Annotated in this window: 17 protein-coding genes, 1 tRNA gene and 1 pseudogene; 5 read left to right on the top strand and 14 right to left on the bottom strand. The window is 40.6% G+C overall.

Features of this window, described 5'->3' with window-relative positions; all coding sequences use genetic code 11:
- Positions 1-9 precede the first annotated feature (9 nt).
- The 6 genes and pseudogenes from PSE72_RS10105 to mutY form a co-directional block, all read right to left on the bottom strand.
- Positions 10-1,026, bottom strand: a complete 1,017-nt coding sequence (locus PSE72_RS10105) for a linear amide C-N hydrolase (RefSeq protein ID WP_004905208.1) — start codon at positions 1,024-1,026, stop codon at positions 10-12.
- A 226-nt stretch (positions 1,027-1,252) separates the two neighbouring features.
- Positions 1,253-1,905: pseudogene (locus PSE72_RS10100) on the bottom strand (IS6 family transposase).
- Positions 1,906-2,201: 296 nt separating this feature from the next.
- Positions 2,202-2,277: transfer RNA gene (locus PSE72_RS10095), tRNA-Phe, on the bottom strand.
- A 184-nt stretch (positions 2,278-2,461) separates the two neighbouring features.
- On the bottom strand, positions 2,462-3,535 hold the full coding sequence (mltC, locus tag PSE72_RS10090) for a membrane-bound lytic murein transglycosylase MltC (protein ID WP_115166696.1): 1,074 nt from the start codon (positions 3,533-3,535) through the stop codon (positions 2,462-2,464).
- Between the two features lie 54 nt (positions 3,536-3,589).
- Entirely contained in the window at positions 3,590-3,859 is a 270-nt protein-coding gene (locus PSE72_RS10085; RefSeq protein ID WP_198641881.1) for an oxidative damage protection protein, read from the bottom strand.
- A gap of 10 nt (positions 3,860-3,869) precedes the next feature.
- Positions 3,870-4,922, bottom strand: a complete 1,053-nt coding sequence (gene mutY / locus PSE72_RS10080; RefSeq protein WP_004914178.1) for an A/G-specific adenine glycosylase — start codon at positions 4,920-4,922, stop codon at positions 3,870-3,872.
- A gap of 289 nt (positions 4,923-5,211) precedes the next feature.
- Between mutY and trmB the strand changes: the two genes are divergently transcribed.
- The 5 genes from trmB to PSE72_RS10055 all read left to right on the top strand — a co-directional run bounded on the left by trmB (position 5,212) and on the right by PSE72_RS10055 (position 9,217).
- Positions 5,212-5,931 carry a tRNA (guanosine(46)-N7)-methyltransferase TrmB gene (trmB, locus tag PSE72_RS10075; RefSeq protein WP_109911959.1) on the top strand — a complete coding sequence of 240 codons (720 nt, stop codon included), beginning with the start codon at positions 5,212-5,214 and terminating at the stop codon, positions 5,929-5,931.
- Entirely contained in the window at positions 5,931-6,263 is a 333-nt protein-coding gene (locus PSE72_RS10070; RefSeq protein ID WP_115166698.1) for a YggL family protein, read from the top strand. The genes trmB and PSE72_RS10070 overlap by 1 nt, the downstream gene beginning before the upstream one ends.
- Positions 6,264-6,373: 110 nt before the next feature.
- Positions 6,374-7,300, top strand: a complete 927-nt coding sequence (gene glsB / locus PSE72_RS10065; protein WP_115166699.1) for a glutaminase B — start codon at positions 6,374-6,376, stop codon at positions 7,298-7,300.
- A 23-nt stretch (positions 7,301-7,323) separates the two neighbouring features.
- On the top strand, positions 7,324-8,055 hold the full coding sequence (locus PSE72_RS10060) for a DUF2884 domain-containing protein (protein WP_004914162.1): 732 nt from the start codon (positions 7,324-7,326) through the stop codon (positions 8,053-8,055).
- Between the two features lie 211 nt (positions 8,056-8,266).
- Complete coding sequence (locus tag PSE72_RS10055; RefSeq protein WP_004914159.1) at positions 8,267-9,217, top strand: siderophore ABC transporter substrate-binding protein; 951 nt, start codon at positions 8,267-8,269, stop codon at positions 9,215-9,217.
- A gap of 160 nt (positions 9,218-9,377) precedes the next feature.
- On the opposite strand, the gene hemW is transcribed toward PSE72_RS10055, so the two are convergent.
- The 8 genes from hemW to gshB form a co-directional block, all read right to left on the bottom strand.
- Complete coding sequence (hemW, locus tag PSE72_RS10050; RefSeq protein WP_217007899.1) at positions 9,378-10,517, bottom strand: radical SAM family heme chaperone HemW; 1,140 nt, start codon at positions 10,515-10,517, stop codon at positions 9,378-9,380.
- Positions 10,510-11,103, bottom strand: coding sequence for an RdgB/HAM1 family non-canonical purine NTP pyrophosphatase (gene rdgB / locus PSE72_RS10045; protein WP_115166700.1), 594 nt, complete (start codon positions 11,101-11,103; stop codon positions 10,510-10,512). Before rdgB ends, hemW begins: the two co-directional genes overlap by 8 nt.
- A gap of 16 nt (positions 11,104-11,119) precedes the next feature.
- Complete coding sequence (locus tag PSE72_RS10040; RefSeq protein ID WP_115166701.1) at positions 11,120-11,704, bottom strand: YggT family protein; 585 nt, start codon at positions 11,702-11,704, stop codon at positions 11,120-11,122.
- A gap of 19 nt (positions 11,705-11,723) precedes the next feature.
- Positions 11,724-12,545, bottom strand: a complete 822-nt coding sequence (proC, locus tag PSE72_RS10035) for a pyrroline-5-carboxylate reductase (RefSeq protein WP_213942808.1) — start codon at positions 12,543-12,545, stop codon at positions 11,724-11,726.
- Positions 12,546-12,559: 14 nt separating this feature from the next.
- Positions 12,560-13,252: a YggS family pyridoxal phosphate-dependent enzyme gene (locus PSE72_RS10030; protein ID WP_272690954.1), complete on the bottom strand. Its 693-nt coding sequence runs from the start codon at positions 13,250-13,252 to the stop codon at positions 12,560-12,562.
- 147 nt (positions 13,253-13,399) lie between these two features.
- Positions 13,400-13,819, bottom strand: a complete 420-nt coding sequence (gene ruvX / locus PSE72_RS10025; protein WP_004914142.1) for a Holliday junction resolvase RuvX — start codon at positions 13,817-13,819, stop codon at positions 13,400-13,402.
- A complete protein-coding gene (locus PSE72_RS10020) occupies positions 13,819-14,382 on the bottom strand; it encodes a YqgE/AlgH family protein (protein WP_198641887.1) in 564 nt (187 codons plus the stop codon). Before PSE72_RS10020 ends, ruvX begins: the two co-directional genes overlap by 1 nt.
- Positions 14,383-14,517: 135 nt before the next feature.
- The gene (gene gshB / locus PSE72_RS10015; RefSeq protein WP_004914137.1) at positions 14,518-15,465 is read right to left on the bottom strand and encodes a glutathione synthase; all 948 of its coding nucleotides are present in this window, start codon (positions 15,463-15,465) and stop codon (positions 14,518-14,520) included.
- Between the last annotated feature and the right edge of the window lie 3 nt (positions 15,466-15,468).

Below are 15,468 nucleotides of genomic sequence, written 5' to 3'. Positions count from 1 at the left end.
GATTATAAATTAATAAATGTCCAGTTGTTGAAATACAGGTTTTCCTGCACTACTAAATTGGCTAATTGAATATTGGTTATAATTCATTTCGCCATAACCTCTAATATATATTACACCATTAGATAAATCAGATAAGCAGCTCCAAACAGTATATTCAGAAAGTAAACTATTTTGAGTGCCTTCTCCTTCCCCCATATTATCAACAGTCATATTTTTAGTACGGTCAAAATTATTCATAATGTGAGCGAGTGTAATCATAGCGTCTTTTGCATTGTCAACTTTTGGCGCATAAGTACTATAAAAAACCGCTCGAATGAAACGCCCAACAGATGTATCAGACGAAGGTAGATTTGATGTTGCAATACCACTATCAGGTTGAGTAACTCGAATATTACCCAGTAAACTTGTTGATATATCTAGGTTTGATAACTGAGTATAATTATTCAGGTTTTTTAAATGCCATTGAAAATCAGGCCCATTAGTCATGACACGAGTAGGGTTATCAAAAACCTGTAATTTGCCATTTACGGCTTCAACAATAATGCTACCACCGTGTTTATCATAAAAAGCATAGTGGAATGGTGATGTTAAATTCCTAAAATTAACAAGAATAGGGGACCAAAAGTAACCATTTTCAACCGCTTTTTTAACGTCATCAACATGACTAAAAAGGGATAAAGCCCATTCGCCTAATGCGGTAACAGGCAATGATAAATAATAGTTTTCCGGATTAATTGGCGTAAGCTCTGCTTCAGAAATCATATTTGCACTAAACGTTAATCCTGCACTATTTAACCCTTGGAATATATTATGGTTATCTCCATCAAAATAAACTTCGGTCGTTATCGCAAGAATATCGAATTTAGATGTATAATTAATACCATTTTCCCCGTTAGGGGCTTTTTTCTGAAAAAAAGTATTCGCAGGATAATATGTTATCCAAGAGGGCAGGTCTTCCGTTAATTCTAATGTTCGCCCTTGGTAAATATTATTTTGGCTATCTGTTATTGATAAACTCGTACACATTCCATTTAACCTCGTTTTATGAAGTATTCGCGAATTTGTAGGTTACACTTCATTTCAATAAATGTGGGTCGTAAGGTAGCCAAATAAATATTACCTGATAATGAGGGGTATTTATATTGAAATTGTTTTTCAATAATAGGTGACCCATTAAAATAATAACAGAATCCCAATTAAGGGTACTGTTGCAAATAAAGTGGTGAGATTGAGTTTTTCAACTCGAAATGGGCTACATACCAAAGACTCGATTCACTAGGCGCATTTCGCTTAGCGGTTGAGCATAGTAACAAATGTTCAGCTTAACCCTTGCTAAGTGCATGCATTACCTCAATACCTTTAATAGTCGCATGTGTCGTTTAATTGATTTAAATTCTAAGGTGGGATTTATCACGTGCTTCAATTTTCCATGACCGCATTCAATGACATTATTGTGAAATTTGATTTGCCGTTGCTCTACATGTGTAGGGCATTTTCCTTCTTTTTTGAGAGGGTTAAGAGCTCGACTATAAGGTGAGGCTTTATCTGTATTGATAACCCTGAGGATTTGCCATTTCTAACTCGATTGAATATTTTTCTTAAAAACCGATAGGCAGCTTTGGTATTACGATGTGGTGAGAGGTAAAATTCAATGCTGTGCACTCGGCTATCGACAGCTCGGTAAAGGTACGTCCATTTCCCATTCACTTTGATATAAGTTCCGTTTAAATGCCAATTGTTGAGGTCGGAGGGACTACACCTATACCAACATAACCGCTTTTCTATTTTTGGCGCATAACGTTGAATCCAGTGATAGATTGTCGTGTGAACTAAATTTACACCGCCATCAGCCAACATTTCCAGGCGTTCTTGATAACTGATACCGTATTTGCAGTACCAATGCATAGCTCAAAGGATGATAATACCTGTGAAATGACGAGCTTTAAATGCATTCACCAAACAATTCTCAGTAACAAAATAATTAATTTAGCATACCTATTACTTAAATTTTGCAATAGTGCCAGATAAAGAGGGTACAAGATTCTATCGAACTAGTGTATACCCGCAATTGTACCTGTACAGTAGGGTTGATGTGGGTAGAGTCGAATAGAATTCAGTTGAGGTGAAACTGTGGCGGAGTGTTAATTTTAGCGGGCGTTACAAACAAAAACAGACGTCATTTGACGTCTGTTGAGAATTAGTGGTGCCCGGACTCGGAATCGAACCAAGGACACGGGGATTTTCAATCCCCTGCTCTACCGACTGAGCTATCCGGGCAACGGAGCGTATTAAACCTGATTTCATTGGTTGAGTCAAGGCGCTTTCAATAAACTTTTGACTGTATGCGCTTTTTTTCAACATGTTAGCCAGTTTTTAATCGAATATACATAAAATTATTAAGGTTAATAACAAATGCCAGCCTAAAAACCAATTTTGGCTGGCATGCAATATTGGAAAAATTTTAGCGGAGATAATTTTTCTGTGCTTTGTTCACTTTAATAAGATAATTACGTGACTCAGCCGCTGGGTGTTTAGTGGATAAAGTTTCATACACTTCTCCAGGCTCTAAATTATTAATACGTTGTGCGGCTTGTTTTTTATCACTGTGGAAGACACGTAATACGCTACCAGCTCCGCCATTATAGGCAGTGATGACCGCATAGCGGCGTGAGGTCTGGTTGCGAATATCGCCTAAGTAGCTGTTTTGCAATATAGCTAAGTAAGCAGTGCCTGTATCAATATTTTTCTCTGGGTCAAATAAATAGCTACGGCTAGGAACACCGGATTTCCCTTGTGAGCGGAAAACATCTTTCCCTGCTGTATTTGGCATTATCTGCATTAAACCAAGTGCATCAGAACGACTAACCGCATAAGGGTTGAAACTCGATTCAATTTGCATGATAGCGAGGATTAATGATTCATCAACACCATATTTGGCTGAAGATTTTTTAATATAAGGTAAATATTTATGAGCCCGTTTATCTAAATGGTTTGGTACTAGTTGCATAGTTACGGACCAAACAATATTCATACCAGACTGCCGGCGCTGCATTTTATTTTCTATCAGATAATCAGCAAACTTTGTGGCTCGCCATTCCCAACGAATAGCTTCTCCTGTGTTATCTAGCACTTGGCCAAATAAAAAGGGTTCTTTGCTATGAGGAATATCATTAATATCAGAATAGAGGTCAATGGAATTAGGGTCATCTCCCATTAATAAGGTGGTGACAATAGCTTTCTTTAGGTGCTGTGAAGGTTCTATTGCTGAAATTGTCTCAACCGTGATGGTTCCCGCATCAAAATTAATATGGCTACGAGTTCGGTATTCATCGGTATATTTAACGTAGTCTTTTGGGCCTGCAATTAACACTTCTTTAATGCCCCAGATATTTTCAATATTGTGGGCAAATTGGCCCATTAAAATATCGAACCCATTGGTATCTTTGACATAATTAGGGTTAAAGTCAGATTTTTGCTTGCTAGAACAAGAAACAATTAAGGGAATTAACAAACTCAGCGTAAATAGTTTTTTCATACGATTCACAGTCTTGGGGCAAAAGTCTACCTACTCAGTAGGTAGACAAACAGATTATTTTTCAGGTGTATAGCCATCAATATGGATATCATGGCCTTCAAACAAGAAATTAATCATTTCTTGTTCTAACATTTTACGGTCATCAGGGTTCATGGTATTGAGTTTCTTTTCATTAATAAGCATGGTTTGCTTTGTCATCCACTGACTCCATGCTTCTTTTGAAATCTCGTTAAAAATACGTTTTCCTAACTCACCTGGGTAAAGCTGAAAATCTTGCCCATCTGCATCACGTTGTAAAAATGTACAAAAAATGGTTCTACTCATTAATTTTTCCTCAAATATCAGGTAGTAAGGCGAGCTGTTTTAGTAAACTTTCAACTGGGGCTGCAAGGCCGATAGTTGCGCCTAAGTGTAAGTTATACCAGAGTCCTTTGCCTTCATCCATGGCAGAATTAAATGCCTGAATGTTAACTTTTACAGGGATAATATCTAAATGGAAATGGCTAAATGTGTGACGGAAGGAAATTAATTGCTCTAATTGAGTATATTCAAGGCCTGATTCTCTCAACCAATCATTGAGTTGCTCTAAAGAATTGAATTGTGGGAAGGCAAATAACCCGCCCCAAATACCGGATGGTGGGCGTTGTTCTAACCACACACTGTCACCGTGCTGCATAATTAGAAACCAAGCACTTTTTTCAGGAATTTTCTGTTTAGGCTTTTTGCCCGGGTAGTTTTGCCATGAATGATTGGCATAGGCCATGCAACCAAAATTAAGTGGGCACAGCTCACATTTTGGTTTACTGCGAGTACAGACCATCGCACCTAAGTCCATCATCGCTTGGTTAAAAAATTCAACTCCCTCTTTTGGCGTGACATCAGTACTGATTTCCCACAAGCGATTTTCGACTTCTTTTTTACCCGGCCAGCCATCAACCGCATAAGCTCGAGCTAATACACGTTTAACATTACCATCTAAAATAGGATAATGCTGTTTTTGCGATAAAGACAAAATTGCCCCAGCAGTAGACCGGCCAACACCGGGTAGCGCTAATACTTCATCAAATGTAGTGGGAAACGAGCCATCATATTGAGTCGCGATCACTTGTGCCGCTTTATGGAGGTTCCGAGCCCGAGCGTAATAGCCGAGTCCTGTCCATAGGTGTAAAACTTCATCAAGAGGTGCGTTGGCAAGGGCGGTAACATCCTCAAAACGAGAGATAAACTTCTCAAAATAGGGGATTACAGTACTCACTTGGGTTTGTTGCAGCATGACTTCTGATAACCAAACATGGTAGGACGATTTTTCCTGTTGCCATGGCAACGTTTTACGACCGTATTTGTGATACCAGTCAAGCACTGCAGATGAAAATTGTTGAGCTTCCATTGATAATTTTATTTTTTATTGATATTTCCAGTCATGGCAGGAATTGCAACATAGACGAAGAGGGCTGTAAACCGCTATTGTGTTGTTTAGTGTAAAGTTAGCTAATTATCAACTGCATCCTTGTGGAAGTTTTGCTAAACTCCGATATCCATCATGCTTCAAGGGTAAGGGCACTCACTGTAACTTGGGCATTTAGGGCTGTAAATTGATAAATTTGGTAACCAATCACCTTATAAACTTGATTGTTGGCACACTAACTTAATTGGGCATTCATTTTAGAACCTTTATTATGATCAATAATGTTATCTCCCCCGAATATAATGAAGATGGGCGGGTTATGCGCCGAGTCCGTAGTTTTGTCCGCCGTCAAGGGCGTCTGACAAAACGTCAGGAAGACGCATTAGAAAAAGAATGGGCAGAAAAAGGCATCGATTTTATCAATGAGCCTTTTGATTTTGCCAAAGTATTTAATAACTCAAATCCAGTTACCTTGGAAATTGGGTTTGGGATGGGCGCCTCATTGGTGACCATGGCATCTCAAAATGCAGATAAAAACTTTTTAGGTATCGAAGTTCATGCTCCCGGTGTTGGCGCATGTTTAGCATCAGCAAAAGAAGAAAATGTCACCAATTTACGGGTGATGTGCCATGATGCAATAGAAGTTTTAGACTGCATGATCCCAAATGGAAGCCTTGAAATGGTTCAGTTATTTTTCCCTGACCCATGGCATAAAGCGAAACACAATAAGCGCCGTATTGTGCAAGTTCCGTTTGCAGAAAAAATTCGTAGTAAACTAGCTATCGGTGGTGTTTTCCATATGGCAACAGATTGGCAGCCTTATGCAGAGCACATGCTTGAAGTGATGACGAGTGTCGAAGGGTATAAAAACTTATCGCCATCAGGTGATTACGTTCCTCGTCCAGAAACAAGACCAGAAACAAAATTTGAAAAGCGCGGCCAGCGGTTAGGGCACGGTGTATGGGATTTAATGTTTGAGAGGATCAAATAATGGCTAAACAACCACGTAGTCGTCGTTTACGTAAAAAATTACGCTTGGATGAGTTCCAAGAGTTAGGCTTTACTGTTAAGTGGAGCTTTAAAGAAGGTACGCCGATTGAGGAAGTTGACAGCACCGTTGACCAACTGATTGCAGAAGCGATTGAACCGAATGGTTTAGCATTTGAAGCAAGTGGCTATATGAGTTGGGAAGGGATCGTTTGCCTACAAAAAATTGGCAAATGTACCGAAGAGCACCGTCAAATTGTTGAAAACTGGTTAAAATCAAAAGGTATGAATGACGTCGTCGTTTCTGAGCTTTTTGATGTTTGGTGGGAAGAATAATTTTATTGAGTCAACCTCAATAAATAAACTGAACTTTCAGTCGCTTGAAGAGGCATCCAAAAATTGGGTGCCTTTATTTTCTGTTGCAAATACTATCTGGAGTCAACGTTTTGAGCGCCATGTTTTCTAACCAGCTACTCAACGATATCCTAGACCAAGTTCGCCCACTGATTGGGCAAGGTTGTGTTGCAAATTACATTCCTGCTTTAGGTTGTGTGCCTTCCCACCATTTAGGTATTGCTGTATCCACAATCGATGGTGATATTTTTACCGCAGGGGATGCATATCAACGCTTTTCAATTCAATCTATTTCAAAAGTATTAAGCCTTACGCTTGCAATGACGCGTTATGAGGAAGAGGAAATTTGGAGCCGAGTAGGTAAAGAACCCTCCGGGCTACCATTTAATTCGCTAATTCAAATTGAAATGGAAAAGGGGATACCTCGAAACCCGTTTATTAATGCGGGAGCCATTGTTATCGCTGATATGCTGCAATCACGCCTTAGCGCACCAAAACAGCGTATGTTGGAGTTTGTCCGAAAGTTGTCTTGCGAACCGGATATTAGCTATGACACAGTTGTCGCTCGCTCAGAACTGGAACACGCCAGCCGTAATGCGGCCATTGCTTATCTTATGAAATCCTTTGGGAATTTTGAAAATGATGTTTTAACGGTTCTCGAAACTTATTTTCATTATTGCTCTCTAAGTATGAACTGTGTTGAATTAGCGAGATGTTTTTCCTATTTAACATCGCAAGGAATGTCATCTTGCTCTATTGACCCCATCATCACACCGCTGCAATCAAGACAAATCAATGCATTAATGATGACTTGTGGTATGTATGACGGCTCTGGTGAGTTTGCATTTCGGATAGGAATGCCCGGTAAGTCTGGCGTTGGCGGGGGTATTGTCTGCGTAGTACCAAACCAATTTACGGTCGCGGTTTGGTCACCTGAGCTAGACTCGGCGGGGAACTCTTTAGCCGGATGTGCGGCTTTAGAGCTATTATCGAAACGAATTGGGCGTTCTGTTTTTTAATTAATGCTCTACTAGGAGATTTTATGTTACGCCGTACATTAATTGCTTTTTCACTCCTTGCTTGTGCGACGAGCCAAGCTGCAGATTATAACTGTTCTGTAACACCAAAGGATGACATCTTTATGACACCCGAAAGTGTGCAAGTCATTGGTGCGAGTGGTGATTTAAAAATTACGCCAAACGGTGAAATCACACTTAACGGTAAAAATGTGGCTGCAACAGAGGCGCAAAAGCAGCAAGCTATTCGTTACCAAGCCGATATTCGTCAGGATTTACCTTGGATAAAACAAGAATCAGAAAAAAAATTATCAACTTCAAGGGAAACGATAGACAAAGTTGTCGTTAAAGTGGTTGGTAGTGACAGCAATATCCGTAACCGGTTAACAAAATTAGAAAAAGATCTTAATGGGCAAATCAACCAAATTATTGAGACTCGTCCCAATGGTTATGTGTTTCACCATAAAGCCATGAAAACGGTTGAAACGAAAGGGCGCGAGTTAGTCAATGAAAGCTTAGGTGGTATTTTACAAGACAGTATTAACGAGATGGGACGTAAGCAATTATTATCGGGTGGCGATGCCAATAAAGCGTTACAAGGTATGCTAGGTAACTTAGGCGGGTTACAACAAGAACTCGAATCTGAATGGAAAAAACAAGAGAAAAGCTTCCAGCAATTCGGCCAACAAGTTTGTTCTAAAGTGACTTCAATAGAGCAACAACGCGTCTCATTACTTAATTCAATCAAAAGTCACTAATAGATTTAAAATCAATAATAACCTTATTAACAGTAATGTATTTTTGTACATTACTGTTTTTTTATTTATCTATATTATCGTTATCATCAATTTGTGTGATATTAACTCCACTAATGGGAATGAAAATGAAATTGATTCTTATTTGATTGACATCTAAGCCACTCACTTTACAATGCGGGTTTGGCTTAATGACTAAATTGGGATCATTTAAATGAAAAAATTCATTCCTGCTCTGCTTGTTTCTGTGTTGTCATTCTCTGCGCCTTTTGCTCTTAGCGCTGAATCTACCACTTTCACTCCAAATGCGGTTACAGCACAAGGCGTTGAAAAAGTGACGATCAAACACCTATCAGGTGAAACTGAAGTCATGAAAAAACCACAAAAAGTGGTTCTGTTTGATTTCGGTGTTTATGACTCAATGCAAAAACTCGGCTTAGGTGACAAGGTTGTTGCACTACCAACTGGCAATGCTCCTGCTTATATAAAAGGCAGTATTCCTGCATCAATGGAAAACGCAGGTGGAATGAAACAACCTGATTTAGCCAAAATCGCACAATTAAAACCTGATCTGATTGTGATCACAGGTCGTCAAGGTAAGTCTTATGATGAGTTATCAAAAATTGCACCCACTATCAATTTAGGCTCTGATAGCAAACACTATATTGATTCTGTAAAAGCCAATATTAGTGTGATTGGTGAGCTCTACGGTAACCAAAAAGCGGTTGATGAGCAGTTAGTCCAATTAGATAAAGTCATCGCAGACGCCCAGAAGAAAGCGGCTGATTCCAATAAAAAAGTTTTAGTATTGATGCATAATGACGGCAAATTAATTCCAAATAGCCAAGCCGTTGTTTACAACGTTGTGAAAGCAAAACGCGCTGACCTACCGGTTGATGAAAGTGCAGATAAAGCAAAACGCCGTGTTGTGGATACCAAAACTATTGCTCAAGCTAACCCAGATGTGATCCTGATTGTTGACCGTAGCGAAGCGATTGGTGCAGGTAAATTGGATAAAACAGTATTTGAAGATAGCAATATTCAAGAAACCAAAGCTTATAAAGATGGCAAAATTACTTACCTGCAATCTGACTTATGGTACTTGTCAGGTGGCGGTTTAGTTAGCTTAACAGAGCAAGTTAATGCGGTGGTGAATGCTCTATAACAGATATCTGCCACTGTCTTATTGATGGTGGCAATATGTATTACCTCAATTGTTATTCTTGTCTATTTCATTTTTATCTCTAAACAAAAGCCCACTTCGTTTGAAGTGGGCTTTCATCTAATTTATCAGTGAAGTAATTTATAAATGAACCGAATAGCCGCTATTCTTCACCTAAAAATAGCTCTAATAGCGAATTGAGAAACAACTTTCCATGCTCTGTAATCTGCCATTCATTCACGGTTTCTGTGATATAGCCTTTAGCTAAAGCTTCATCAATAGCCGCTCTAACTGTTGATTCTGGTAACCCTGTATATTGGGTAAATTCAGCGCGTGGCATGGCTTCAAGAAGGCGAAAGCGGTTCATGAAGTATTCAAATGGTCTATCGGAAGCGCCAACGTCATAGGATTGGTGCATATAACGGCCCTCCATATAACCTCGAGGATGTTTTGTTTTTACGGTTCGTAAAATTTGACCATCTTCAAAAGAAATTTTTCCATGAGCGCCGCAACCGATACCTAAATAGTCACCAAAGCGCCAGTAATTGAGGTTGTGTTGGCATTGGTAACCGGGTTTAGCATAGGCGGATGTTTCATATTGCTGGTAACCTGCCGCACTCAATAATTTATGGCCTTCAGTGTAAATATCCCACAGTGTATCGTCATCGGGTAATACCGGAGGGCGTGAGCCAAATTGAGTGTTAGGTTCAATAGTGAGTTGGTACCAAGACAGGTGCGGAGGGGCAAGTTCAATAGCTTGGCGCAGGTCTGATAAACCTTCAACCTGAGTTTGCGCGGGTAACCCATGCATTAAATCGAGGTTAAAGCTTCTTAAATTAAGATTAGCGGCTAACTGAGCAGCACGCTTCGCTTCATCAGCGCCATGAATACGCCCTAAAGTGATTAGTTTATCGTTACCGAAGCTTTGTACGCCAATAGAAATACGATTAATTCCTGCGGCTTGGTAACCTGCAAAACGACCAGCTTCAACAGTACCAGGGTTTGCTTCCATGGTAACTTCTGCATGTGGGTCTAAATCAACTCGCTGACGTACGCCATCCATTAAAGCTTGCATTGACTCAGCACTTAATAAACTGGGTGTTCCGCCTCCAATAAAAATAGTTTTTACCGAACGTCCTGCAACTAATTTTGCATCGGTGTCTAAATCGGCTAATAAATGCGCCACATATTCTTGCTGAGGGATCTCACCTTTAAGCGTATGTGAATTGAAGTCACAATAAGGGCACTTTTGTACACACCAAGGGATATGGATATACAGGCTCAGCGGGGGGAATTTAAACATTCTTTAGCGCATCCAACATCATTGTGAGTGCTTTTCCACGATGTGAAACGGCTTGCTTTTCTGCTTTCGTTAGCTCTGCTGAGGTGCAACCTAATTCTGGAACATAGAATATGGGGTCATAACCAAAGCCGCCTTGGCCTTTGCGTTCACGGGTGATGATACCATGCCAACGGCCATGGAATACTAATGGTGTAGGGTCTTCTGCATGGCGTAAATAAACCAGAACACAGTTGAATTGAGCCTGACGCTGGTCGTCAGGCACATTTTTCATTGCTTCTAATAGCTTAACTAGGTTTTGCTCGTCTGTTGCTTCTTCACCTGCGTAGCGGGCAGAGTAAATCCCCGGCGCGCCACCAAGGGCATCAACGGAAATTCCTGAATCATCAGCAATTGCGGGTAGCCCGGTTTGTGCTGCTGCATGACGCGCTTTTAGGATTGCATTTTCAATAAAAGTTAAGCCCGTTTCTTCTGCGGACTCAACGCCTAATGAGGTTTGTGCGACGATATCCATCCCAAAATCACGTAGTAGGCCAGCTAACTCATTCACTTTTCCGGGGTTACCGGTGGCTAAAACAACTTTTTGCATTATTTAAAACTCGTTTTTACATAATACCAATGGAATACATCATTGCAGTCAATGATGGGTCAATCATCAGTGAGATATCTACACGCAGGTAATTCAATGCGATTAAAATAAACATCACAATCATTGCAGAGAAATCTAACCCGCCCATAGCAGGAATGATGCGACGGATTGGCGCCATTAAAGGTTCGGTTAATTGGTATAATAAATAATCTACTGGGTTACGGCCTTGGCTAACCCAGCTTAGAATTGCACGGATTAAAATCATCCAAAAAATTAATTTACCGGTATAGGTTAATAATAAAATCAATCCCATAGGTAAAATGCTTATACCTAAAATAGGGAGTAAGTTTGTTGCCCACATACCAAAGATAATGGCTGCAATGGCTAAAGCAAACGCAACAACCACTGAAGCGGTATCTATCGCGCCAAAAGAAGGAATGATTCGGCGTAATGGTGCGACGATAGGCTGTGTTGCTTTAACGACAAATTTCGAAAAAGGATTATAAAAATCTGCACGCACCCACTGCATCCATACGCGCAGTAGTAATACAAAAATATACAGTTGGATCAGGGTAGTAACGACGAATACTAAGGTCTGCATGGTGAATTCCGCGATTAATTTAAAAAAGTTTTTCCATTTCTTCTGCTCTGTTTATTGCGCTTTGCATTGCATCGGCAACAATTTGCGGAAGATTTCCATTATAAAATTGCTCTAAAGCCATCGCGGTGGTACCGCCTTTAGAGGTGACTTGTTCACGTAAAGCCGAAAAGTCCGTGTCACTTTGTGACTTAGCCAGTTCTACAGCCCCTTCAATTGCATTCAGAACGAGCTCGCGAGCTTGTTGCTTATCATAACCGAGTTGTTCTGCTTTTTGCTGCATTGATTCCATAAACAGAAAGAAATAGGCAGGGGAGCTACCGGTAATGGCAATAATCTTATTGATGTCTTGCTCTTGTTGGCACCAAATCGTGGAGCCAACACTTTGCATCAGCTCTTGAGCAAACTGTTTGTCTGGTTCAGAAACCTTCCCTTGAGCGAATAACCCGCTAACACCTTTACCCACCAACGATGGCGTATTTGGCATGATGCGTACTAAATTCAGTTGGTGTGCAAAGTAATCATTATAACGCTCTGCAGGGATCCCCGCGGCGATTGTCATCACTAATTTTTGGTCAAAGTTTGTGGCATTTTGCAGCGGTTCACACACTTCTTTCATCATTTGTGGTTTAACCGCTAGGATAATGACCTCAGCGGCTTTGACCGCAGCTAAGTTATCATGACTGCTGATAATGCCATATTGCTCGGCCAGTTTGTCTCGACGTACCGGTGTAGGAGAGCACACCGTGATCATCGATGCAGGGTAACCATGGTTAACCAGCCCAGCAATGATGGCGTGAGCCATATTTCCGGCGCCGATGAAGGCAATTTTACGATGTTGCATTCTGTTCTCCTATCTTATTGGTGATATTGGCGAGCGCCAAAAATAGCGGTTCCTATGCGAACAAGTGTTGAGCCACAATGGATTGCTGCACGCATATCGTCAGTCATCCCCATTGAAAGAGTGTCAACAGTGGGGTAAGTGGTTTTTAATTGCTTAACTGCCTCATTCATTTGATGAAACACAGCACATTGGCGTTCATAATCCGTTTCAGGTGCAGGGATCGTCATCAGGCCCCGTAGCACAAGGTTTGGCATCGTAGCGACTTGTGCCGCAAGGTCTGCAACTTCTGCGAGTGTTATACCTGATTTACTGTTTTCATCGCTGATATTGATTTGAATTAGCACATTGAGGGGCGCTTTTCCACTTGGACGTTGGTCATTTAAGCGCTGAGCGATTTTGGCTCTGTCTAAGGTATGGAACCAATCAAAGTGCTCAGCAACAAGGCGGCTTTTATTCGATTGTAATGGGCCGATAAAATGCCAAACTAAGTCATTTCTATCAGAGAAATATTGAATTTTTTCAACACCCTCCTGAACATAATTCTCACCAAATTGGCACTGACCTGCCTCAATGGCTTCTGAAATAGCTTCACAAGGCTTGGTTTTACTTACCGCGAGTAGCGTAATGTCTTGTGGTGAGCGCTGACACTCTGCGGCAGCATGCTCAATACGCGCGGTGACATCAGAGATATTATTTTGAATGGTCATTATTTTATTCAATATGGTTTATTCAATACTATTTTATTCATGTCTTACATGAATAGCGGCTATTGACCATAGTGTAAAGCAAATTACATCAGAACGGCACCATTGCATGAGGTTAAGCTAAAAATAACCACGTAAAATACGCGATGCTTAAATATGTTGCTCAAACCAGCTTTCAAGGATCACAACAGCAGACGCAGAATCTACTTTTCCTTTACTCAAAGCTCGATAACCACCTTGTTCAAAAAGGCCTGCTTTTGCTTCAACCGTGGAAAGACGTTCATCATGTAATTCGACTTTAACACCAAAACGGCCATGAATTCGATTTGCAAAATTACGGGCTTGGCTTGTGACCAGTTGTTCCGTACCATCCATATTAAGGGGAAGGCCAACAATAACCAACTGAGGTTGCCATTCTTTAAGTAACTTTTCGATTTGTTGCCAATCGGGGCGGCCGTCACTGGCTTTTAGTGAGGTTAATGGTCGCGCGGTACCTGTAATTTCTTGTCCAACGGCCACACCGATGCTTTTGGTTCCAAAATCAAAGGCTAACAAAGTTCTTCCAGACATTAAGCATGCCCCGCTTGCATTGAAATAGTATGAATATCAATACCAATTAATTTAGCTGCAGCAGTCCAGCGTTCATGAATTGGTGTATCAAAAATAAGCTCAGGAGAAGCTTCAACGGTCAACCAGCTATTTTCCATGATTTCACGTTCAAGTTGGCCTGGTTCCCAGCTTGCATAACCTAGTGCAACTAAAGAGTTTGAGGGGGAGTGCTCACTTCCTAAAGTCTCTAAGATATCTTTTGACGTTGTCACCATCACTTCATCATTTAAGTGCAGACTCGATAAAAAGCCTTTTATCGGTGTGTGTAAGATGAACCCATGCTCTTCAGCCACGGGACCACCCGCAATGACAGGCTTCTTTAAATTACGGTTATCAATTTTATCTGAAATCGTAATTTCGAGTTTTTTAAGCATCTTATCGACAGAAAAATCATCAATAGGCTTGTTAATCACAATCCCCATCGCCCCTTTTTCATTGTGCTCACACACATAAACGACTGACTGCTCAAAATAAGGGTCTGTTAAGGATGGCATGGCGATAAGAAAATGGTTTTGCAGATTCAAACTTAGACTCCAGCAAATTTAAAACAATTGAGAGAACACAATAAAAGGCAAACTTATAGGTGGTAAATAAAATGGATGACTTTTATTGTGTGAAAATAATAAAAGCCATCAGTGAAGATAAACCACCACTATAAATTATTTATTGAGACGGCGTTCAATGGCATCCATTAACATACCTGTAATGGAGATATCAAATGCGGCTTCAATTTCCCGTGCACACGTTGGGCTAGTCACGTTAATTTCGGTTAAACGGTCACCAATGATATCAAGGCCAACAAAAATTAAGCCTTTTTCTTTTAATGTTGGCGCTACGGCACGTGCAATGGCCCAGTCACTTTCACTTAATGGACGAGCTTCCCCACGGCCACCCGCTGCAAGGTTACCTCGGGTTTCACCTTGAGCTGGAATTCGCGCTAAGCAATAAGGAACAGGTTCACCATCCACCACCAAGACACGTTTATCACCATCTTTAATTGCTGGTAGGAAGTTTTGGGCCATGCAGTAACGGGAGCTATGTTCCGTTAGCGTTTCGATAATTACGCCCACATTTGGGTCATCTTGTTTAAGACGGAAAATCGAAGCGCCACCCATACCATCTAGTGGTTTGAATATGACATCCCCATGTTTTTGGTGAAATTCTCTTAACTTTTGTGGGCTGCGCGTGACCAATGTGTCCGGTGTTAACTCAGCAAACCAAGCAGTAAAGAGTTTCTCATTGCAGTCACGTAAGCTTTGCGGTTTATTCACAATTAAGGTGCCAGCTTGTTCCGCTCTTTCTAAAATATAAGTCGCATAGATAAATTCAGTATCAAAAGGCGGGTCTTTCCGCATTAAAATGGCATCAAGTGAACTTAGGGGGATATCTTGTTCCCCATGAAATTCGTACCATTTTTCTGGGTTTTCTTCGACTGTCACGATTTTTGTTTGTGCGCGAGCTTCACCTTGGTGTAAATACAGGTCATTCATTTCCATATAATGGATTTCATAACCTCGACGCTGAGCTTCCAGCATCATTGCAAAACTGGTGTCTTTCTTGATTTTGATGGATGAAATAGGATCCATCACTATACCGAGCTTGATCATTTT

This window comes from Providencia sp. PROV116 (genome assembly GCF_028482485.1).
Taxonomy (GTDB): Bacteria; Pseudomonadota; Gammaproteobacteria; order Enterobacterales; family Enterobacteriaceae; genus Providencia; species Providencia rettgeri.
This window is presented reverse-complemented; position numbering and strand designations above follow the sequence as displayed.